Consider the following 20,572-nt stretch of genomic DNA (forward strand, 5'->3'; position numbering starts at 1 on the left):
TCGTTCACCCCTCAGCCATGTCCTCCAGGTCGGCCAGTACGTCGTCGTCGCTGAGCTGGTCGAAGTCCTCGTACCAGCTGCCGACGGACAGGAAGTCGCCGGGCCGCTGCACGCAGACCAGGTCGTCGGTCTCGGCGCGCAGCAGGTCGGCGGCCTCCGGTGCGGCGACGGGCACGGCCAGCACCACCTGCTCCGGTTCGTGGGCGCGCACCCAGCGCACGGCGGCGCGGGCGGTCGCGCCGGTGGCGAGGCCGTCGTCGACCAGGATGACGGTGTGTCCGCGCAGGTCGGGCAGGGGTCGGCCGTGTCGGTAGAGGCGGTCCCTGCGGCGCAGTTCCTCGCGTTCGCGGGCCACGACGGGGGCCAGCTCGTCCTCGGTCAGGCCGAGGTGCTCCAGGGTGCGGGGGTCGAAGACGGGGGGCGCGTCGCCGACGATCGCGCCGACGCCCAGCTCCTTCTGGAAGGGCGCCCCGATCTTGCGGGCGACCAGCACGTCCAGCGGCGCCTCCAGCGCCTCGGCGACCACCCGGGCCACCGGGACCCCGCCCCGGGGCAGGGCGAGCACCACGGGGTGGGCCAGCGCGCCCTTCTCCTGGAGGATGCGCAGCCTCCCGGCCAGTTCCCGCCCGGCCTGCCTTCGGTCACGGAACCGCATGGGTCCGCGGGTACCCCTGGGGACGCGGGCCATGCACGGGACGTCATGGAACCGTAAGGGTCCGGCCGGGGGCCCGCGGGCGCCGGCCGACCTACAGTCGGCTCGTTCCCGAGCGAGCCCAGGAGTCCGCCCATGCGCACCCGCACCCTGCTGCCAGCCGTCCTGACCGTCGCGTCGCTCACGCTCGTCGGGTGCGGGGGCGACGGCGACTCGGGGGCCCCCGCGTCCACGTCTTCGCCTTCTTCTGCGAAGGCCACCGCTTCCGAGGGCGGCGGGTCGGCCGAGGTGCCGGAGGCGCTGCGGTTCACGGGGACCACCGTCGACGGGAAGCCGTTCGACGGCGCCTCCCTCGCGGGCCGTCCGACCGTGCTGTGGTTCTGGGCGCCCTGGTGCCCCAAGTGCCGCGCCCAGGCCGCCGAGACCGCGAAGGTGGCCGAGGAGTACGCGGGGAAGGCGAACGTCGTCGGGGTCGCGGGCCTCGACGGCAACGACGCCATGCGCGACTTCGTCGACCAGACCGGCACCGGCTCCTTCCCGCACCTCTCCGACGAGGACGGCACGGTGTGGAAGCGGTTCGAGGTGACCGAGCAGAGCCGCTACGTCATCCTCGACAAGGACGGCGAGACCGTCTACGAGGGTGTGCTGCCCGGCGGCGAGGGGCTGTCCGGCAAGGTCGCCGGGCTGACCGGCTGACCGGCGATGGGTGACCTGCCGCTGGCGCTCGCGCTGGGCGCGGGCATGTTGGCCGCCGTCAACCCGTGCGGCTTCGCCCTGCTGCCCGCGTACCTGTCGCTGCTGGTGCTGGGCGAGGACCGGCCGGGCCGTACGGTCGCGGTCGGCCGGGCGCTGACCGCGACGGTGTCGATGACCCTCGGGTTCGCCGCGCTGTTCGGCGTGTTCGGGCTCGCGGTGCGGCCGGTCGCGGGGCGGGTGCAGGAGCACCTGCCGTGGTTCACGGTGGGGTTCGGGCTGCTGCTGGCGGTGGCCGGGGGGTGGCTGCTCGCCGGGCGGCAGCTGCCCGCGCTGGCGCCGAGGATGCGCCGGGCGCCGAGGCTGAGCCGTTCGGTCCCGGCGATGGCGCTGTTCGGCATGGCGTACGCGGCGGCGTCGCTCGGCTGCACGGTCGCGCCGTTCCTCGCGATCGTCGTCTCGGCCTTCCGCAGCGGCTCCACCGGTGAGGGCGTCGCCCTGTTCGTCGCCTACGCGGCCGGGATGGGCCTGGTCGTCGGCGCGGCCTCGCTGGCCGTGGCGCTCACCCGCAGCACCGCCGTGTCCCGGCTGCGCCGGGCGGGCGCGGTGGCGCCCCGGCTGGGGGGCGGGCTGCTCCTGCTGGTCGGAGCGTACGTGGCGTACTACGGCTGGTACGAGATCCGGGTGCGGCGTGATCCCACGACGACGGACCCGGTGATCGACGCGGCGGGGTCGGTGCAGCGGGCGCTGGCCGACGCGGTGGACTCGGCGGGTCCGGGGACGGCCGCCGGCCTGTGCGCCGTCCTGCTGCTGGCGGCGCTGGGCCTGCGCCACCGCCGCCGACTGCTCCGCCGCTCGGCGAGCGACGGGACGACACCCTGAACCGGGGGATGAGGCGAGCCCGCGTCACCCCGTGGCGCCCACCCCCCGCCGGGCCAGCAGGGACGTACGGATCTCCCGGTCGAGGACGCCGAAGTCACCGAACCGTCCGTTGCGGTCGCCGAGGAACTGCGGGGGGAGACCCGCCCCCGTGGCCAGCGATGACACCGACGCCAGGGACGGCGACGACCTCGTCGGGACGCTCTCACGCGTACGGCAGGGTCGTCCCCGGCAGCCCGTACTCGTCCCGGCGCCCGCACATGCCGTAGCCGCCGCGACGGCTCGGCCCGGACGCGTACGCGGTCGCCTCGTCGAGGTGGGCCGGGTCGCCGTCCGCCAGGGCGGTGAGCTGGGCGCCGGTGCGTTCCGCCGCGGCCAGCGCGCCCGCCCGCCACAGCTCGCGCCAGCGGGGGACCCTGGCCCGCACCAGCCGGGCGGCGGCCCGCTGGAAGTCCCGGTACGGACCGGCGTCCCCGGCGGCCAGGGCCTCCCGCAGCGGCAGGTACCCCGCCACCGCGAGGTCCCGGCGACGCCGTGCGGCGGCCTCCGTCTCCGGCCCCGTGCCCGGCGGCAGGGTGGCCGCGGCGGCGTAGGCGGCGGGGTCGGCGAGCAGCGCGGGCGGGAAGGTGAACACGGCGTCCCCGGCCTCGGGCAGCCCGCTGTTCTGCATCAGCACCGTGACGCGCAGGTCGCCGCCCTGCACCATGCGGTGCACGGTCCCCGGCGTGAACCAGGCGACCACGCCCGGCTCCAGGGGGATGTCCCGGTAGCCGTCGGGGCTCAGGGTCTGCACGGCGCCCCGGCCGCCGGTGACGACGTACGCCTCCGTGCACACCAGGTGCAGGTGCGGGGAGCCGCCGCACACGCCGTCGGCGGCCTCCCAGTCGTAGGCGCTGAGGTGGGAGAGGCCGACCGCCCCGGGCAGCGGGTGGCTCACCACGGCAGGGCCGCCAGATGGGCGGCGACCCGGTCGCGGTCCCAGGCGCCGTCGGCGACCACGATCCGGTAGCGGTAGGCGAAGGACTCCCCCGGCGGCAGTGCGAACTCCTCGAAGAACGCCCAGGAGAACGCCGCCGACGGGATCGGCTCGGCGCGGACGAACCAGTGCGAGGGGTGGATCGCGGTCCGCTCGCCGAGGTTCTCCGGGGCGTGCGCGAAGACGAGGGTGGAGTGCGCGTCGACCTCGTCGTGCTCGGCGGTGAAGGCCAGCCACGGGCTCTGACTGCCCATCAGCTCCGCGGCCCCGGCGTCGGAGTCGGGGGCGAGGACCCGGCCGCCGGTGAAGTCGCGGGGGCCGCGCCACTGGAGGCCGGTGTACCCGGCCAGCTCGCGGCCCGCGGTGGTCGGGGAGCCGAACCGCAGCGGCTCGGCGCGGAGGTTGGTGAGGTGGATCGACCAGTCCAGCGCCCAGGAACCGGCGTCCTCGTCGACGGAGTGCACGGTCAGCCCGCGCCGCTCGCGCGCCCACTCGGCGCCGGCGTGCGCCACCCAGGTCAGGTTCTCGGTGGCGGTCATCCGGTCGTCGGTGGCGGTGAGGGCCTCGAAGCCGTCGTGCCGCATCGACCCGACCCGTTCGGGCAGGGCGAGGTAGCCCTCGCCGTGGACGTAGGAGTTGCCGCCCCAGAAGTTCTGCCCGGACAGGTGGCTGGCGGTCATCTGGAGGCCCTTGTGCCAGCGGTGGTCGTTGGGCCGGTACCCGGTCACGGTGCGCCCGGCGAGGGTGCGCACCGGGTGGGCGTACGGCTTGCGGGACTCGAACGGCTCGGGGTCGGGGCGGTAGACGTAGCGGAGGATCTCGGTGCCGCCCGGCGCCGTCACCGCGAGGTGGTCTCCGTGGGCGTGGCTGACGCGGAGGGTCATACGCGCTCCTCGGGGGCCCAGTCGGGGTGGCCGCCGTGCATGGCCGCGTGGAACGGGTCGCCGGGTCCGATCTCCCCGGCGCGCACGGGGCGGCCGGTGAACGCGGACTTGTAGAGGGCGGCGGCGAACTCCAGCGTGGCGCGGGCCTCGGGACCGCTGCCCGGCGGGCGGGTGCCGGTGTCGTAGGCGTCGAGGACGGCGCCGAGCTGCGCGGTGTGCGAGCTGGGCACGTCGGCGGCCTGGGTGCGCCAGGCGGCGGCGCGTTCGGGGGCGACGTGCCGGGCGGGGGTGTAGGTCCAGTCGTCGTTGCGGTGCCCGTACAGGTGGGTCAGTTCCACGGTGGCGTCGGCGCAGTCGACGCGGACGCGGCTGACCTCGTCCGGGGAGAGCACGCTGTTGACGACGGTGGCCACGGCGCCGCTGCGGAACCGGACCAGGGCGGTGGAGACGTCCTCGCTCTCGGTGTCGTGGACCAGGCGCGCGGCCATGCCGCGGATCTCCTCCCACTCGCCGAGCAGGTGCAGCAGCAGGTCGTACTGGTGGATGCCGTGGCCCATGGTGGGGCCGCCGCCTTCGCTGGCCCAGCGTCCGCGCCAGGGCACGGCGTAGTAGGCGGCGTCGCGGTGCCAGGTGGTCTGGCAGTGCGCGACCAGCGGGGCGCCCAGTTCGCCGCTGGCGATCAGCTCGCGCGCGTGGGTGGCGCCGGAGCCGTAGCGGTGCTGGAAGATGACCGACGCGTACGCGCCGGACGCCTCCTCGGCCGCGGCTATCTCGTCGTACTCGGCGAGGGACAGGCACAGCGGCTTCTCGCACAGCGCCCAGGCGCCCGCCTTGAGCGCCGCGACGGTCTGCTCCCGGTGCAGCGACGGCGGCGTGCCGACGAGCACCAGGTCGGGGCGTGCGGCGTCCAGCATGTCCGCCATCGACGTGTACCCGGCGACTTCGTCGCCCGCGAGCGCGCGGAAGGCGGCGAGCCGCTGCTCGTCGACGTCGACGGCGGCGACCAGCTCCGTGCGGTCGGCGTGGGCCCGGAGGGCGTCGAGGTGGCTGCCGACGACGATGGCTCCGGTGCCGACCACGGCGACGCGGCGGCGGACTTGCGGTAGGGACATACGGCGCTCCTCGAACGGCCGACCGACGGGCGGGCGGGAAGCGGGGCGCCGAGAGGGATAGAAAGCGCTTGCCCCCCGCGGGGAGACCTTAGGCGCCCTCACCAGCCGGAACAACCCCCTGACGGAGGGGACCGGAAGCACCCCCTCCCCCGCCGCCGGTGTGCGCCGCTCGGACGCGGCGGGTCACCCGAACCGGTGGCGGTGGCGCGCGCCCGGGACGCCACCCCCACGGATGCCGTCCGCGCAGGTACGTAATCCAGTGCGGAGGACGGGCGTTCTTCCGGGAAGAGCCGCTGACCAGGGGCGGCACCGCACACGCACGGCGAGGAGACATCATGAGCACGACACGTCCCACCACCCAGCAGACCCGCGCCCGGACCGTCACGGTCGACGGCGCCCGGGTCGTCTGCTGGGAGTCGGGACCCGACCACGGCGAGCCGGTGCTGCTGCTGCACGGCTACCCCGCCGACCACCACAGCTGGGACCACCAGGTCCCCGCGCTGTCCCGGACCCACCGCGTGATCGCCCCCGACCTCCTCGGCTGGGGCGACTCCGAGCAGCCCCACCACCTCGCCTTCGACTACGACACCGAGGTGGCCCGGATCGGACGGCTCCTCGACGCCCTCGGCGTCGACGCCGTCAACCTCGTCGGCCACGACTACGGCGGCTTCCTCTCCCTCGGCTTCACCCAGACCCACCCCGACCGGGTGCGCAGGCTGGCCCTCCTCAACAGCCGCTCGCAGGCCACCTTCGTACCGCACTGGCGCGCCCTGTTCACCGCGTTCACGGTGGCGGGCCGGACGCCCGTGCTCCGGTCACTCGCCGCGCGGCTGCCCTTCGGCTCCCTGCACCGCATCGCCTTCGGACCGCTGGTCGAGGCCGGTCACGTCGACCGTGAGGTCATGGACGGCTACCTCGACCACGTGCGTCCCCTGGAGAGCCGCCGCTGGCTGCTGCACTTCTTCGGCCACTACCGCACCGCCGCCCGCCCCGAGCTGCGCAGCCGGCTGGGCCAGGTCACCTGTCCCACGGCGGTCATCTGGGGGCGCGGCGACCGGTACCTGAGCCCCGCCATCGCCAGGGAGCTGGCCGCCGAGGTCCCGCACGCCGAGCTGACGATGGTCGACGACGCCGGGCACTGGGTGATGGACGAGCGCCCGGCCGAGGTCAACACCGCGCTGGAACGGCTCCTCAGCCGGGAGGTCTGACACCCACGTGCGGTGCGGCCTCAGGAGTCGTAGTCGACCGTGAGCGTCGCGGACACCGGGTACGACTGGCAGGTCAGCACGTAGCCCGCGTCGACCTCGGCGTCCTCCAGGGCGAAGTTGCGGCGCATGTCCGCCTCGCCCTCGGTGACCAGGGCGCGGCAGGTGCCGCAGACGCCGCCCTTGCAGGCGAAGGGCAGGTCCGGGCGGGAGCGCTGGGCGCCCTCCAGGAGGGAGCGGTCCCTGGGGAGGGCGGCGGTGGTGGATCGGCCGTCGAGGGTGAGGGTGACCTGGCTGACGGGTCCGCTCGGGCCGGTCTCCTCGTGGCGGACCTCGCGGACGGGCTCGTCGTCGGCGAAGAACAGCTCGCGGTGGACGCGGTCCCGGGGCACGCCGAGGCCGGACAGCACCCGCTGGGCGTCGCCGACCATGCCCTGCGGGCCGCACAGCCACCAGTGGTCGGCGGCCGGTACGTCGACCAGCGCGCCGATCAGCGCCGACAGCCGTTCGGCGTCCAGGCGGCCGGAGAGCACCTCGGCCTCGCGGGGTTCCCGGGACAGGACGTGGGCGAGGTGGAAGCGGGCCGGGTGGAGGTCCTTCAGGTCGGCCAGTTCCTCGGCGAACATCACCGTGTCGGTGCGGCGGTTGCCGTAGAAGAGGGTGACCGTGGAGCGGTCGTCGGCGGTGAGGACGGACTCGGCGATGGACACCATCGGGGTGATGCCGGAACCGGCCGCGATCAGGACGTGGTGGGCGGGGGTGGAGAGGCCGGGGGTGAAGGCGCCGGTGGGTGCCATCACCTCGACGGTGTCGCCGGGGCGCACCTCGTCCACCAGCCAGGAGGAGAACAGTCCGCCCGGGACCGCGCGGACGCCGATGCGGGGTGCCGCGCCGGCCGGTGCACAGATGGAGTACGAGCGGCGCTCGTCCCGGCCGTCGACGTCGCGCCGCAGGGTGAGCGACTGGCCCGGCGCGAAGGCGTACTCCTCGGCCAGCTCCGGCGGGACCTCGAAGCCGACGGCCACGGCGTCCGCGCACAGCCGCCGCACCTCGGCGACGCGCAGCGGGTGGAAGGCCGCACGGCGGCGCGGGCGCGCGGCCCGGGAGGGGACGGTCGCGGTCATCTCTAGATCTCCTTGACGTACTCGAACGGCTCGCGGCAGTCGCGGCAGCGCCACAGTGCCTTGCAGGAGGTGGCGGCGAAGCGGGAGGTCTCCTCGGTGTCGGCGGAGCCGCAGCGCGGGCAGGGCACCGTGCGCCGGGTGGGCGACAGCACCAGTGGGACGGGGCCGGAGTCGCGGCGGGGCGCGGCGCCGGGCGGGGCGATGCCGTGCTCGGTGAGCTTGCGGCGCCCGGCCGGGGTGATCCAGTCGCTGGTCCAGGGCGGGTCGAGGACGGTGCGGATCTCCACGCGCGCGTACCCGGCGTCGCGCAGCCGGGCGGCCACGTCGGCGCGCATCTCCGCCATCGCCGGGCAGCCGGAGTAGGTCGGGGTGAGGCTGGCGACCACCGTGCCGTCGTCGGTCAGCTCGACGGCGCGCAGCACGCCGAGGTCGGCCAGGGTGAGCATGGGCAGCTCGGGGTCCGGCACCCGCTCGGCGACGTGCCGGGCGCGCCGGGCGTCCAGGCTGGTCGTCACCATGTCGCCTCCGGGTGGGCGCGGGCCACGTCCTGCAACTCGGCGAGCAGCGGGGCGAGGTGCTCGGTGTGCTCCCCGGCGCGTCCGGCGCCGGGCAGCGGCCGGTACACCGGCATGGGCAGCCCGGCCGCCTCGGTGACCTGGCGCAGGACGCCGACGACCTCGTCCCGGGCGTCGTGGGCGGTGAACAGCTCGCCCAGGTAGGGGCCGACGCGCTCCAGGGCCGCCCGGGTCCTGCGGTGCGACTCCTCGGTGCCGTCGCCGAGGCGGACGACCCACTCGGCGGCGTACTGCCGGTGGTACGTCAGCTCCCTGACGCCCTTGGCGGCGACGGCGGCCAGCACGGGATCGGGGTGTGCCGCCAGGTGCTGGAGGTGCGCGAGCCGCCAGGCGGACAGCGCCAGCAGCCGCACCATCGAGAACGCGAAGTCGCCGTTGGGCAGTTCGGCCAGGCGTACGTTGCGGAAGTCGCCGGGGTCGCGGAAGTAGGCGTAGGCGTCCTCGCCGCGGCCGGTGCCGTCCGCCTGTCCGGCGCGGGTGTAGAGCAGCCGGGCCTGTCCGAGCAGGTCGAGGCCGGTGTTGGCGAGCGCGACCTCCTCCTCCAGCTCGGGCGCGCGGGTGATCCACTCGGCCAGCCGCTGGGCGCTGACCAGGGCGTCGTCGGCGAGTGCCACGCAGAGATCGGCCAGCGCGGCGGCGTCCACACCCTCGGGCACGGCGGTGTCGACGCCGTGCAGGGGGTCCTCGAAGCCGGTGCCGTAGGCCCAGCGGGTGTCGTCCTCGTGTCCCTCGGCGAGGGTCATGTAGACGTGGTCGTCATGCACGGCGCTCATGGCTGTTCCTCGGGCCGGGACTAGATGTGGGGGACGTCGTCGGGGATGTCGTAGAAGGTCGGGTGCCGGTAGACCTTGTCGGCGCTCGGCTCGAAGAAGGGGTCCTTCTCGTCGCGGGTGGAGGCGGTGATGTGCGCGGAGCGGACCACCCAGATGCTCACGCCCTCGTTGCGCCGGGTGTAGAGGTCCCGGGCGTGGGTGAGGGCCATCCGGTCGTCGGCGGCGTGCAGTGAGCCCACGTGGACGTGGTTGAGTCCGCGCTTGCCACGCACGAACACCTCGTACAGGGGCCAGCCGTGCTGCTTGTCGGCGGTCATGCCACCGCTCCCTTCGCCGCGCGTGCCGCCTGCTTGGCCGCGTACGCGCTCGCCGCCTCGCGCACCCAGGCGCCTTCCTCGTGGGCCGTGCGCCGCCGCTCCACGCGCTGGGCGTTGCACGGGCCGCCGCCCTTGATGACCCGTTTCAGCTCGTCCCAGTCGGGGGTGCCGAAGTCGTGGTGGCCGCGCTCCTCGTTCCAGCGCAGCTCCGGGTCGGGCAGGGTCACGCCGAGCTTCTCGGCCTGGGGGACGGTCATGTCGACGAAGCGCTGGCGCAGCTCGTCGTTGCTGTGCCGCTTGATCTTCCAGGCCATGGACTGCGCCGAGTTGGGCGAGTCGTGGTCCGGCGGGCCGAACATCATCAGCGACGGCCACCACCAGCGGTCCACCGCGTCCTGCACCAGCTCCCGCTGGGCCGCGGTGCCGCGCATCATCGTCATCAGCAGTTCGTAGCCCTGCCGCTGGTGGAAGGACTCCTCCTTGCAGATCCGCACCATCGCGCGCGCGTACGGCCCGTAGGAGCTGCGGCAGAGCGGGACCTGGTTGCAGATCGCCGCGCCGTCCACGAACCAGCCGATGACGCCGACGTCGGCGAAGCTCAGGGTCGGGTAGTTGAAGATCGACGAGTACTTCTGGCGGCCCTCGACGAGCCGCTCGGTCAGCTCCGCGCGGTCGGCGCCCAGCGTCTCCGCCGCCGAGTACAGGTAGAGGCCGTGCCCGGCCTCGTCCTGGACCTTGGCGAACAGGATGGCCTTGCGGCGCAGCGACGGGGCGCGGGTGATCCACTCGCCCTCCGGCTGCATACCGATGATCTCCGAGTGCGCGTGCTGCGCGATCTGCCGGACCAGCGTCCCGCGGTAGCCGTCCGGCATCCAGTCACGCGGTTCGATCCGCTGGTCCCGCGCGATGGTCGCCTCGAAGTGCGCCTGGAGTTCCGGCTCCGTGTCCATCCATCCCTCTCCCCAACCGACCATTCGTTCGGTTCCATGCTACGACGGACACCGGCGTTCTGGTAAGTACCGCGCACGCGGTCTTCCGTGCGCGGCCCTCTCCTCAGCTCACTTCGTCAGGTCCGCGCTCAGGTCTCCCGCTCCGGCGTGTAGTCCGCCTCGTCCAGGCCGAAGGTCCAGGCGACGCCCTCGCGCGCGGTGCGGGTGCGCGGCGGCACGCGCAGCCAGTACGTGCGGTGGCTGCCGTCCGGCTCCGGGGTGGAGTTGACGACCTCCACCATGACCAGCGGTTCGTCGCCCTCCAGCTCGATCCGCCACAGCACCCCGGTCTCGTCCCGGTGGACGGGCTCGGCGCCGGACTCCTCCAGGTAGCGGTCGTAGCCGTAGTGCTCCAGCATCACGCGGCGCAGCTCGGCGTTCTCCTCCTCGCGGATGCGCCGCGGGGTCAGGGCGGCGAGTTCGTCGAGGAAGGCGGCGGGCACCGGCATCCCGCCCCAGGCGTACAGCGCGAACCCGTCGGGGAACGCGAGCGCCGCCCCGTCCCCGCGGTGCAGTCGGCCCGCCTCGTCGCGGTGCAGCTCCACCGGGCGCTCGGCGATGACGGCGACCTTCTCGTACGGCCACCACCAGCCCGCCGCGCGGGCGACGGCGGCGATCCCGGCGAGGGGCTCCGCGCCGTCCAGGCCGTCGAAGGCGGCGAGCCAGGCCGCGTCGTGCTGCCCGAGGACCGCGTCGAGGAGCACCAGCCGGACGGCGCGCTCCCCCTCGGGCGTCTCGGACAGCGCCTCGACCACACCCGTCCTGACGCGCTCGGTCAGACCGCTCGTGCCGTCCCACAGCTGGGCGCCGGTCAGCGACCAGCGCTCGGCCCAGCCCGCCGGTCCGAGCCGGTCGGCGGCGCGCTGCCGGGCGGCGGCCCAGGGCCGGGTGCGCACCTCCTCACGGACGCCGCGGCCGGTCGCCTCCTCCGCCAGCAGCCGCGTCGCCATGGCCACGCCCTCGGGGGGCGAGCCCGCCCACAGGATCCGCTCCGGCCCGGGCAGCCCGGCCAGCCGGTAGGCGAGGCGCACCCCCTCCTCGGCGGCGGCGCGGTCGGCCGGTCCGGTGGCGGCGGCGACCTCACGCCACCGCGCCGTCGTCTCCAGCACCGTCGCGTCCGCCGGTGCGGTCGTCGCGGGCGCGGTCACCAGGGTCTCCGTCGTCGTCATCGTCTCGCTCTCCCCCACTGTCCCTGTCAGCCTTCTCAGTTCGCCGTCTCGGTCCGTCGGCCGTCAGCCGTCAGTCCGCGACCACACGCACCGCGCCCGGCGCGTACTCACGCTGGCGCACCACCCGGTACCAGCCCTTCGGCAGCGGTATCGCCGCGTGCTCCTCGTGCACCACCCGTCCGCCGTCCGGGAGATGGAGGAAGGCGGCGCCGAAGGGGCCGTTCTCCCGCACCAGCGTGCCCGGCCCGACCACGGCGTGGGCGTGCCCCGTCACCTCGCCGAGCGCCAGCACCAGCCGCCCCCGCGCGTCCCTCGGCTGCTCCGGCAGCCGGTCGGTGCCCGGGGGCACGGCCGACTCGGCCACAGGCACGATCAGGACATCCCCTTGCCGGTACATACGTGTCTCCCTCCGCCGTCGGCACCTCGCCGACCCGATGACCACGACGCTACGACAGGGGTCTGACAACGCCCCCCGCTCCAGCTCCGACCGGGTGGCCCGCGAACAGCGTTGTCAGTGCGGCTTGGTAGAAATCTCACGGACCGGCCGAGCGCGCCGGGACCGCACATGCGAGGAGACCATTCATGTCCTACGTCGAGCACTTGCGGGAGCTGCACGGCCTCGCCGTCGTCGACTTCCCCCCACCGGGCGGGGAGCGGGACCTGCCGGAGGCCGGGGCCGTCGCCTGGCGGCTGTCCGTCAACCCCTACGACAGGGACTCCAAGGAGGACTTCGGCGAGCTGTGGGACCGGTTCCTCGACTCGGTGGACCCAGCCGGGGTCCGCGCGCTCGTCGTGGGCCAGTGGGGCGAGGTGTACGACAACGACTCCGGCGTCGTCGTCCGGCGGATCGTGGCCGCCAGGGACCGGCTGACCGGGCTGCGGGCGGTGTTCATAGGCGACCTGGAGATGGAGGAGGCGGAGATCTCCTGGATCCAGCAGTCCGACGTGACACCGGTCCTCGACGCCTACCCGCTCCTGGAGGAGCTGGGCGTGCGCGGCGGATCCGGCCTGCGCTTCCCGGCCGTGCGGCACGAGCGGCTGCGCACGCTCAGCTTCGAGGCGGGCGGTCTGCCCGGCGAGGTGGTGCGCGGTGTCGCCGCCAGCGAACTGCCCGCCCTGGAGTACCTGGAGATGTGGTTCGGCGTGGAGGAGTACGGCGGTGACGCGACGGTCGCCGACCTCGCGCCGGTCCTCGGCGGCGGCCGGTTCCCGGCCCTGCACCACCTCGGCCTGCGCAACAGCGAGATCCAGGACGAGATCGCCGCGGCGGTCGCCTCCGCGCCGGTCGTCGCCCAGCTCAGGTCGCTCGACCTGTCGCTCGGCGTGCTCACCGACGAGGGCCTGACGGCGCTCCTCGACGGCCAGCCGCTGACCCATCTGACCTGGCTCGACCTGCACCACAACTTCGTCTCCGACGCGGTCGCCCAGCGCACCCGCGACGCGCTGGAGGCCGCCGGTGTGGAGGTCGACCTGTCCGGAACCGGCGAGGAGTGGGAGGACGACGGCGTCGTCCACCGCTTCACCGCCGTCGCGGAGTGATGCCGTCATGACCTTCGCCGACCACCTCACGACGTTCCACGGCCTGCCCGTCCTCACCTATCCGGGACTCGACGCGGAGGATCTCCCCGCCGCCGACTCGGTCGCCTGGCGGCTGGACTGCTACGCCGCCGACATGGTGGCCTTCGACGAGCTGTGGGAGAGCTTCACCGAGCGGGTGCCGAGCGCGTCCGTCCGCGCCCTGGTGATCGGCCCCTGGTGGGGCGACGACGGCTACGACGAACTGCGCCCCGTGCTGGAGAGGATCGTGGCCGCCGCGGACCGGTTCCCCGCGCTGCGCGCCCTGTTCCTCGCCGACGCCACCGGCGAGGAGTGCGAGATCTCCTGGCTCCAGCTCACCGACGTCACCCCCGCCCTTGAGGCGTTCCCCCTCCTTGAGGAGTTCGGGGTGCGCGGCGGCGACTCGTCGGGGCTCGGCGACGAGCCGCTGTCGCTGCGGCCGGTGCGGCACGAGGCGCTGCGGGTCCTGCGGTTCGAGTCGGGCGGGCTGCCCAGTCAGGTGGTGCGGGCGGTCGGCGCGTGCGAACTGCCCGCCCTGGAGCGCCTGGAGATGTGGCTCGGTGTGCGGCGGTACGGCGGGGACACGGCCGTCGCCGACCTCGCGCCGATCCTCGGCGGCGGCCGGTTCCCGGCGCTGCGGCACCTGGCCCTGGAGGACAGCGAGGTGCAGGACGAGATCGCGGCGGCGGTCGCCTCCGCGCCGGTCGTCGCCCAGCTGGAGTCGCTGAGCCTGGCGCTGGGGACGCTGACCGACACCGGTGCCGAGGCGCTGCTCGCCGGTCAGCCGCTGGGCCACCTCAAGCGGCTCGACCTGCACCACCACTACCTGAGCGAGGCCGTGACCGACCGGGTGCGCACCGCCCTCGCCGCGGGCGCCACCGAGGTGGACCTGTCGGACCGCCAGGTGCCGCACCTGTGGCGGGACACGGAGTGGCGGTATGTCGCCGTCTCCGAGTGATCGCGAGGGCGACGCGTCCCCCGCCGGGTGGCGCTGCGTCGTGGTCGGCAACCCGGAGAACCGGCGGACGGCGCTCTTCGCGGACGCCGTCCGCGCGGCGGGCCGTCCGGCGCCCCGGGTACTGGCCTGGCTGGACGTGCTGCGCGGCCGGTACGCCTTCGCGCCCGGGGAGTTCGTGCGGATCGACTCCCCGGGGGAGAATGCCGAGGTCGACCGGCTGCTGCGGGGCACCGACGAGCCCACGCGCGTGGAGGGTACGGCCCTGTGGTACCGCCGCTTCACCGCGGCGGTCCGTGAGCTGACCGACGCGGCACGCCGCGCGGGCGCCGTGCCGTCCGTGGACGCCGGGGAGGTGGCGGTGATGTTCGACAAGCGGCGCTGCCACGCCCGGTTGACCGCGGCGGGCGTCCCGGTGCCGTGGGCCCTGCCGGGCCCGGTCGGCGGCTGGGCGGACCTGCGGGCGGGGCTGGCGGCGGCGGGCGTCTCCCGGGCGTTCGTGAAGCCGGCGCACGGGTCGTCGGCGTCCGGCGTGGTGGCGCTCTCGGTGGCCGGTGGGGGCCGGGTCAAGGCGACCACCTCGGTGGAGACGGCACCCGACGGCGGGCTGTTCAACTCCCTGCGGGTGCGGCACTACACCACCGAGCGGGAGGTCGCCGCCCTCGTCGACGCGCTGGCCCCGGACGGGCTGCACGTCGAGCGCTGGCTGCCCAAGGCCTCGCAGCACGGCCGCGCCGCCGACCTGCGGGTGGTGGTGGTCGCCGGACGCGCCACACACGCCGTCGTGCGCACCAGCAGGCACCCGATGACCAACCTGCACCTGGGCGGCGCCCGCGGTGACCTGGACGCCGCCCGCGCGGCGATCCGGGCGGCGGGCGGCTCCTTCGAGGACGCCCTGCGCGTCGCCGAACGCGCCGCGGCCTGCTTCCCGGGCACGCTCTGCGTCGGCGTGGACGTGCTGCCGTCCACCGGCTGGCGCGGCTTCACCGTCGGCGAGGTGAACGCCTTCGGCGACCTCCTGCCCCGCCTGACCGGCCTGCCCGGCAGCGGCGCGGAGGGGCGGGACACCTACGGCGCGCAGGTGGCCGCCGTACCGGCGGCGACGCGCTGCCCCAGGCACCGAGCACAGCACCAGGAACAGCACGAGGAGCACCACCATGACGCCACCGGCTGACGCCCCGTCGGCGCAGTCGCCGCCGGTCGACATGAACGAGGTCGTCGGCGGCCACGACCTGCTGATGGTCACCCTGGACACCCTGCGCTACGACGTGGCGCGGGAGCTGGCCGAGGCCGGGCGCATCCCGAACCTGGCGCGGCACCTGCCCGGCGGCGCCTGGGAGCGGCGGCACGCGCCGGGCAGCTTCACCTACGCCTCCCACCACGCCATGTTCGCGGGCTTCCTGCCGACACCGGTCACCCCGGGCCCGCACCCGCGGCTGTTCGCCGCCGCGTTCGCGGGCAGCGAGAGCACGGCGGAGGGCACCTTCGTCTACGACACCCCGGACCTGGTCTCCGGCCTGGCCGCCGTCGGCTACCGCACGGTGTGCGTCGGCGGCGTGGGGTTCTTCAACAAGCGCGGCCCGCTGGGCTCGGTGCTGCCCGGCTTCTTCCAGGAGAGCCACTGGGAGCCGGAGTTCGGGGTGCCGTCGCCCACGTCCTTCGAGGCACAGGTGGCCCGCGCCGAGGAGGTGGTGGCCGGACTCCCGCGCGAGCGGCGGCTGTTCCTCTTCGTGAACGTGTCGGCGCTGCACCAGCCCAACTGGTTCCACCTGCCCGGCGCCACCCGCGAGGCGGGCGACACACGCGAGACCCACGCCGCGGCGCTGGAGTACGTGGACCGGCACATCGGGCGGCTCTTCGACGCCGTCCGCTCCCGCCGTCCGTGCTTCGCCGTCGTCTGCTCCGACCACGGCACCGCGTACGGCGAGGACGGCCACACCGGCCACCGCATAGGCCACGACGTGGTCTGGACCGTGCCCTACGCCCACTTCTTCCTCGACGAGGCCCGATGACCAGCGCAGCAGCCACCCCGATCCTCAGCCCGTACCAGCAGTACGTCTACGCCTACCCGCACAAGACGGCCTACCGCCCCCTGCCCCGCGCGGAGGCGGGCCTGCGCGACGTGTGGGCGGGGGAACCGAAGGACGCCCTGTCGCTCTACTTCCACATCCCGTTCTGCGAGGTGCGCTGCGGCTTCTGCAACCTCTTCACCCGGATCGGCGCGCCGGACGGCCTGACCACGGCCTACCTGGACGCCCTGGAACGCCAGGCGACGGCGGTGCGCGAGGCGCTGGGCGACGGCGCGCGGTTCGCCAACGCGGCCTTCGGCGGCGGCACTCCGACGTTCCTGACGGCGGCCGAGCTGGCGCGCCTGTGCGACCTGGCCGAACACGGCCTGGGCGCCGACCTGCGGGCGGTCCCGGTGTCGGTGGAGGCGTCGCCCGCCACGGCGACCGCGGACCGGCTGGGCGTGCTCGCCGAGCGCGGTACCACCCGGCTGAGCCTGGGCGTGCAGAGCTTCGTCGACAGCGAGGCCCGTACGGCGGTCCGCCCGCAGCGCCGCGGCGACGTGGAGGCGGCCCTGACCCGGATCCGCGACGCGGGCTTCCCCGTCCTCAACATCGACCTGATCTACGGCATACCGGGCCAGACGGCCGACACCTGGCGCACTTCCCTGGACGCCGCGCTGGCCTGGCGCCCCGAGGAGCTGTACCTCTACCCCCTGTACGTCCGCCCCCTCACCGGCCTGGACCGGCACCGCGGCCGGGCGGCGGCGGACTCCGAGTGGGACGGGCAGCGGCTAAGGCGGTACCGGGAGGGCCGCGACCACCTGCTCGCGCACGGCTACGAGCAGGTGTCGATGCGCATGTTCCGCCGCGCGGACGCCCCGGACGGCGGCGGCGAGGACTACTCCTGCCAGTCGGACGGCATGATCGGCCTGGGCTGCGGCGCCCGCTCGTACACGGCCGGGCTGCACTACTCCTTCGACTACGCCGTGGACATGCGCCGCATCCGGGGCATCGTCGACGACTACACGGCCCGCACCACCGAGGAGTTCCGGCACGCGGACTTCGGCTGGCGGATGACGGCGGACGAGTCCCGGCGCCGCCATCTGCTCCAGTCGCTGCTCCAGGCCGAGGGCATGTCGGTGGCGGACTACCACGGCCGCTTCGGCAGCGCCCCCGAGGCCGACTTCGGCCGCGAGCTGGCCGGGTTCGCGGCCCACGGCTGGCTGGACGACTCCGCCGCCCCCGGCCTGCTGCGCCTCTCCCCCGAGGGCCTCGCCCACTCGGACGCGCTGGGCCCCGAGCTGTTCTCCCCGGCGGTGCGGGAGCGCATGGCCGCCTACGAGGCGAAGTGACGGCCGCGGCGATGGACCTGACGATCCTGTACCGCGGCCCGCTGGCGTCCTGCGACTACGACTGCCCGTACTGCCCGTTCGCCAAGCGCCGCGACAGCCGCGCCCAGCTGACCGCGGACCGCGAGGCGCTGGCCCGCTTCGCCGACTGGGCGACCGAGCGGCGGGAGGACCGCCTCTCCCTGCTGTTCACGCCGTGGGGCGAGGGCCTGGTGCGCTCCTGGTACCGCCGTGCCCTCGCCGACCTGAGCCGACTGCCGCACGTCGACCGGGTGGCGATCCAGACCAACCTCAGCTGCCGCACGGACTGGCTGGCGGACGCCGACCCGGACACCCTCGCCCTGTGGTGCACGTACCACCCCGGTCAGACGCCGTACGACCGCTTCCTGGCGAAGTGCCGGGACCTGGCCGCCCGCGGCGTCCGGTACAGCGTCGGCGTGGTCGGGCTGCCCGAGCACCTGGAGCACGCCCGACGGCTCCGCGCCGACCTGCCCGCGCACGTGTACCTGTGGGTCAACGCGGCGGAGGGCCACACGTACACGGACCCGGAGGCCGACACGTGGACGGCCCTCGACCCGCTCTTCCCGTACAGCCGCCACCCGCACCGCAGCGCCGGGCTGCCCTGCCGCACCGGCGAGTCGGTGGTCTCGGTGGACGGCGACGGCACGGTCCGCCGCTGCCACTTCGTCCGCGCCGAACTGGGCAACCTCTACGACGGTTCCTACCGGGACGCGCTGCGCCCGCGCCCCTGCCCGCTGGCGGTCTGCGACTGCCACATCGGCTACGTGCACCTGGAGACGCTGCCGCTGTACGACGTGTTCGCGGGCGGTGTCCTGGAACGCGTCCCGGCCGCCGTGCCCTGAGCCGCCTCGGGTCAGTCCGCCTCCGCCCCGCGTCCGGCCAGGTTCAGCAGCACCAGCGCGCACAGGGTCGCGCCCACGGCGACCGCCACGAGCACCGTGCCGACCGCGAGGTGCTCGAAGAGGAAGCCCGCGACGGCGTAGGCGATCGGGCTGGCGAGGAAGACGGCGGCGCCGAACACCGGGAGCACGTGCGGGCGCAGGTGCTCCGGTGGCCGCAGGGTCAGCAGGGCGACGGCGGGCGCGGTCACCGCGGGCAGGAACATGCAGCTGGCCGCCACCACCAGCCCGACGGTGGCGGCCGGCTGGTCCCAGGGCAGCAGCCACAGCATGACCGCGGCGCCCACACCGCCGTACGCCGCGAACCGGGTCGGTGAGATCCGCCGGGCGAGCCGGGCGACGATCACCGTACCCAGGGCGGTGCCGCCACCCCAGGCGGCCAGCAGCAGTCCCGCCACGTGGGGGTCCTCGCCGTAGCGGGCCTTGGCCATGACCGGCAGCGCGAGCAGCACGACCGGCATGAGGGTGCCGTACCCGAGGGCGGCGAGCGACATCGTGCGCAGCACCGGGTCCCGGAGCAGGTAGCGCACGCCCTCCGCCATGTTGTTGGCCGACAGCTTCTCCGGCACCGTCTCGCGGCGCGGCAGGCCGGTCATCAGCGCGGCCGACAGCGCGAACGTGGCCGCGTCGATCCACAGCACGTTGAGCGCGCCGAACTGGGCGATGAGGAATCCCGCGACGGCGGGCCCGACCAGCCGCGCCGACGAGGTCGCCGTCTCGAACAGGGCGTTGCCCGCGGTGACGGCGCCCTCGTCCGGGCCGATGGCCTCGGCCAGCAACATGCGCTGCGCGGACAGGTACGCCGACGCGACGCTGCCGACGAGGGCGACGATCACCAGCAGCGCCCAGAACGGCAGCATGTCCGCGAGGTACAGCGTGGGCACGGCCGCCAGCAGGACGGCGTTGACGACGTCCCCGACGATCGTGACCCGGCGGGCGCCCCACCGGGCCACGAGGAGCCCGGCGGGCATACTCAGCAGCGGCACCGGCAGGATCTGGATGACGAACACCAGTCCCATCCGCGCCGGTGAGCCGCTGGTCGTCAGGACGAACCACGGCAGCGCCAGCGTCGTCATCTGCGTGCCGACCGAGGAGATGAACTCCGCGGTGATGACCCTGCGGAACTGCCAGCCCCGCAGGGGTGAGCGGCGCGGCGGCGCGGTGGTCACCGGGCCGCCCCCGTCCGGGCCGGGCGCATCGCCGCTACCACGCCACCGGCAGCTGGTGCACGCCGTAGACGGTCATGTTGGAGCGCATCGGGATGTCGTCCGGCTTGGCGTCGAGGCGCAGTCCGGGGAAGCGGCGCAGCAGGGTGGTGTAGCCGATGCGCAGCTCCAGGCGCGCCAGCTGCTGGCCGAGACACTGGTGGATGCCGTGGCTGAAGGTGAGGTGGCCGAGGCCGCCCTGGGTGACGTCGAGGCGGTCGGGCTCGGTGAACTGGTGCGGGTCGCGGTTGGCGGTGGGCAGGTGGATCAGCACCGTCTCGCCCTTGCGCAGGGTGACCCCGTCGATCTCGACGTCCTCGGTGGGGCTGCGCTGCACGCCCACGTGGACGACGGTCAGGTAGCGCAGCAGTTCCTCGACGGCGTTCTCGACGAGGGACTCGTCCACGCGCAGCAGGTCCATCTGGTCGGGGTTGTTCAGCAGCGCGTAGGTGCCGAGCGAGAGCATGTTCGCGGTGGTCTCGTGCCCGGCGACCAGCAGCAGCAGGGTGGCGCCGATCGACTCCTCCAGGCTGACGTCCTCGCCCGCGACCAGCACGCTCAGCACGTCGTCCGCCGGTTCGGCCTGCTTGCGCATGAGGAGCTGGGCGGTGAGGTCGACGAGGTCCATCAGCGCCGCCTGGACCTCCTGCGGGTCGATGTCCAGGCGCAGCAGCTTCTCGGAGGCGGCCTCGAACCGGTCCCGGTCGGTGACCGGCACGCCGAGCAGTTCGCAGATCACCTGCGAGGAGACCGGGACCGAGTAGTCGGCGACCAGGTCGGCGGGCGGCCCCTTGCGCAGCATCGCGTCGGCGTACTGCGCGGTGATCTCCTCGATGCGCGGCGCGAGCTGCCGCATCCGGCGCAGGGTGAACTGACCGGCGAGCAGCTTCCGGAAGCGGGTGTGGTCCGGCGGGTCCATGTGCTCGAACAGGCCCGGGATCTCCGCCTCCAGGTCGGAGGCGCGGTCGGACGGGAACGCGAGGTGCTTGTGCACCGCGGCCGAGCTGAACCGCTTGTCGGAGAGGATCTCCCGGCCCTGCCGGTACCCGGTGACGAGCCAGCCCTCGTGCCCGTCGGGGAAGGTCATCCGGGAGAACGTGTCCACGGCGCGCAGCGCCTCCGGCGGGTCGAACGGCCGCTCCCGCAGCGTCGGCAGCCCGTTGGTGATGGGGCACTTCTTCTCGGTCATGTCGCCCATGTCTTCTGTGTCTCCCATGTCTTTCTCGGGT

23 protein-coding genes are annotated in these 20,572 nt (G+C 74.4%); 9 read left to right on the forward strand and 14 right to left on the reverse strand.

Going from position 1 to position 20,572, the window contains the following annotated elements; genetic code table 11:
* Positions 1-4: 4 nt before the first annotated feature.
* The gene (locus ABZ659_RS16760) at positions 5-655 is read right to left on the reverse strand and encodes a phosphoribosyltransferase family protein (protein WP_360219653.1); all 651 of its coding nucleotides are present in this window, start codon (positions 653-655) and stop codon (positions 5-7) included.
* Between the two features lie 132 nt (positions 656-787).
* Between ABZ659_RS16760 and ABZ659_RS16765 the strand changes: the two genes are divergently transcribed.
* Together ABZ659_RS16765 and ABZ659_RS16770 are read left to right on the forward strand one after the other, a co-directional pair.
* On the forward strand, positions 788-1,348 hold the full coding sequence (locus ABZ659_RS16765) for a redoxin domain-containing protein (protein WP_360219656.1): 561 nt from the start codon (positions 788-790) through the stop codon (positions 1,346-1,348).
* 6 nt (positions 1,349-1,354) lie between these two features.
* Positions 1,355-2,227: a cytochrome c biogenesis CcdA family protein gene (locus ABZ659_RS16770; protein WP_360219659.1), complete on the forward strand. Its 873-nt coding sequence runs from the start codon at positions 1,355-1,357 to the stop codon at positions 2,225-2,227.
* Between the two features lie 24 nt (positions 2,228-2,251).
* Here the strand turns inward: ABZ659_RS16770 and ABZ659_RS16775 are convergent, their stop codons facing one another.
* Genes ABZ659_RS16775 through ABZ659_RS16790 form a run of 4 tightly spaced genes read right to left on the reverse strand, consistent with a single transcriptional unit; the run spans position 2,252 to position 5,196 of the window.
* Positions 2,252-2,392, reverse strand: a complete 141-nt coding sequence (locus ABZ659_RS16775; protein WP_360219662.1) for a hypothetical protein — start codon at positions 2,390-2,392, stop codon at positions 2,252-2,254.
* Between the two features lie 37 nt (positions 2,393-2,429).
* Positions 2,430-3,161, reverse strand: a complete 732-nt coding sequence (locus ABZ659_RS16780) for a cupin (RefSeq protein ID WP_360219665.1) — start codon at positions 3,159-3,161, stop codon at positions 2,430-2,432.
* The gene (locus tag ABZ659_RS16785; RefSeq protein ID WP_360219668.1) at positions 3,158-4,084 is read right to left on the reverse strand and encodes a PmoA family protein; all 927 of its coding nucleotides are present in this window, start codon (positions 4,082-4,084) and stop codon (positions 3,158-3,160) included. The genes ABZ659_RS16780 and ABZ659_RS16785 overlap by 4 nt, the downstream gene beginning before the upstream one ends.
* Positions 4,081-5,196: a Gfo/Idh/MocA family oxidoreductase gene (locus ABZ659_RS16790; RefSeq protein ID WP_360219671.1), complete on the reverse strand. Its 1,116-nt coding sequence runs from the start codon at positions 5,194-5,196 to the stop codon at positions 4,081-4,083. Before ABZ659_RS16790 ends, ABZ659_RS16785 begins: the two co-directional genes overlap by 4 nt.
* 335 nt (positions 5,197-5,531) lie before the next feature.
* Between ABZ659_RS16790 and ABZ659_RS16795 the strand changes: the two genes are divergently transcribed.
* Positions 5,532-6,404, forward strand: a complete 873-nt coding sequence (locus ABZ659_RS16795; RefSeq protein ID WP_360219674.1) for an alpha/beta hydrolase — start codon at positions 5,532-5,534, stop codon at positions 6,402-6,404.
* 20 nt (positions 6,405-6,424) lie between these two features.
* Here ABZ659_RS16795 and paaE read toward each other — a convergent pair whose 3' ends face one another.
* From paaE to ABZ659_RS16830, 7 genes are all read right to left on the reverse strand, one after another.
* Positions 6,425-7,525: a 1,2-phenylacetyl-CoA epoxidase subunit PaaE gene (gene paaE, locus ABZ659_RS16800; protein WP_360219677.1), complete on the reverse strand. Its 1,101-nt coding sequence runs from the start codon at positions 7,523-7,525 to the stop codon at positions 6,425-6,427.
* A 2-nt stretch (positions 7,526-7,527) separates the two neighbouring features.
* Positions 7,528-8,043, reverse strand: coding sequence for a 1,2-phenylacetyl-CoA epoxidase subunit PaaD (paaD, locus tag ABZ659_RS16805; RefSeq protein ID WP_360219680.1), 516 nt, complete (start codon positions 8,041-8,043; stop codon positions 7,528-7,530).
* A complete protein-coding gene (gene paaC, locus ABZ659_RS16810; RefSeq protein ID WP_360220025.1) occupies positions 8,037-8,864 on the reverse strand; it encodes a 1,2-phenylacetyl-CoA epoxidase subunit PaaC in 828 nt (275 codons plus the stop codon). Before paaC ends, paaD begins: the two co-directional genes overlap by 7 nt.
* A 29-nt stretch (positions 8,865-8,893) precedes the next feature.
* Positions 8,894-9,190, reverse strand: a complete 297-nt coding sequence (gene paaB / locus ABZ659_RS16815; RefSeq protein ID WP_360219683.1) for a 1,2-phenylacetyl-CoA epoxidase subunit PaaB — start codon at positions 9,188-9,190, stop codon at positions 8,894-8,896.
* Positions 9,187-10,140 carry a 1,2-phenylacetyl-CoA epoxidase subunit PaaA gene (paaA, locus tag ABZ659_RS16820; RefSeq protein ID WP_360219686.1) on the reverse strand — a complete coding sequence of 318 codons (954 nt, stop codon included), beginning with the start codon at positions 10,138-10,140 and terminating at the stop codon, positions 9,187-9,189. The genes paaB and paaA overlap by 4 nt, the downstream gene beginning before the upstream one ends.
* 128 nt (positions 10,141-10,268) lie before the next feature.
* Positions 10,269-11,348 (reverse strand): DUF6745 domain-containing protein, encoded by a 1,080-nt coding sequence (locus ABZ659_RS16825; protein WP_360219689.1) that lies wholly within the window; start codon positions 11,346-11,348, stop codon positions 10,269-10,271.
* A gap of 70 nt (positions 11,349-11,418) precedes the next feature.
* Positions 11,419-11,745, reverse strand: a complete 327-nt coding sequence (locus tag ABZ659_RS16830; RefSeq protein WP_360219692.1) for a hypothetical protein — start codon at positions 11,743-11,745, stop codon at positions 11,419-11,421.
* Positions 11,746-11,930: 185 nt separating this feature from the next.
* On the opposite strand from ABZ659_RS16830, the gene ABZ659_RS16835 reads away from it, so the two are divergent.
* Genes ABZ659_RS16835 through ABZ659_RS16860 form a run of 6 tightly spaced genes read left to right on the forward strand, consistent with a single transcriptional unit; the run spans position 11,931 to position 18,081 of the window.
* Positions 11,931-12,887, forward strand: a complete 957-nt coding sequence (locus ABZ659_RS16835; RefSeq protein ID WP_360219695.1) for an STM4015 family protein — start codon at positions 11,931-11,933, stop codon at positions 12,885-12,887.
* Between the two features lie 7 nt (positions 12,888-12,894).
* Positions 12,895-13,863, forward strand: coding sequence for an STM4015 family protein (locus tag ABZ659_RS16840; protein WP_360219698.1), 969 nt, complete (start codon positions 12,895-12,897; stop codon positions 13,861-13,863).
* The gene (locus ABZ659_RS16845; protein WP_360219701.1) at positions 13,844-15,034 is read left to right on the forward strand and encodes an STM4014 family protein; all 1,191 of its coding nucleotides are present in this window, start codon (positions 13,844-13,846) and stop codon (positions 15,032-15,034) included. The genes ABZ659_RS16840 and ABZ659_RS16845 overlap by 20 nt, the downstream gene beginning before the upstream one ends.
* A gap of 31 nt (positions 15,035-15,065) precedes the next feature.
* Entirely contained in the window at positions 15,066-15,872 is an 807-nt protein-coding gene (locus ABZ659_RS16850) for an STM4013/SEN3800 family hydrolase (RefSeq protein WP_360220028.1), read from the forward strand.
* Positions 15,869-17,221: an STM4012 family radical SAM protein gene (locus tag ABZ659_RS16855; RefSeq protein WP_360219703.1), complete on the forward strand. Its 1,353-nt coding sequence runs from the start codon at positions 15,869-15,871 to the stop codon at positions 17,219-17,221. Before ABZ659_RS16850 ends, ABZ659_RS16855 begins: the two co-directional genes overlap by 4 nt.
* Before the next feature lie 11 nt (positions 17,222-17,232).
* A complete protein-coding gene (locus ABZ659_RS16860; protein WP_360219705.1) occupies positions 17,233-18,081 on the forward strand; it encodes an STM4011 family radical SAM protein in 849 nt (282 codons plus the stop codon).
* 11 nt (positions 18,082-18,092) lie between these two features.
* Here ABZ659_RS16860 and ABZ659_RS16865 read toward each other — a convergent pair whose 3' ends face one another.
* Both ABZ659_RS16865 and ABZ659_RS16870 read right to left on the reverse strand, forming a co-directional pair.
* Complete coding sequence (locus ABZ659_RS16865) at positions 18,093-19,307, reverse strand: MFS transporter (RefSeq protein ID WP_360219708.1); 1,215 nt, start codon at positions 19,305-19,307, stop codon at positions 18,093-18,095.
* Between the two features lie 34 nt (positions 19,308-19,341).
* Positions 19,342-20,559: a cytochrome P450 gene (locus ABZ659_RS16870; RefSeq protein WP_360219711.1), complete on the reverse strand. Its 1,218-nt coding sequence runs from the start codon at positions 20,557-20,559 to the stop codon at positions 19,342-19,344.
* Between the last annotated feature and the right edge of the window lie 13 nt (positions 20,560-20,572).

The sequence above is a fragment of the Streptomyces sp. NPDC006997 genome (assembly GCF_040635175.1).
Classification (GTDB): domain Bacteria; phylum Actinomycetota; class Actinomycetes; order Streptomycetales; family Streptomycetaceae; genus Streptomyces.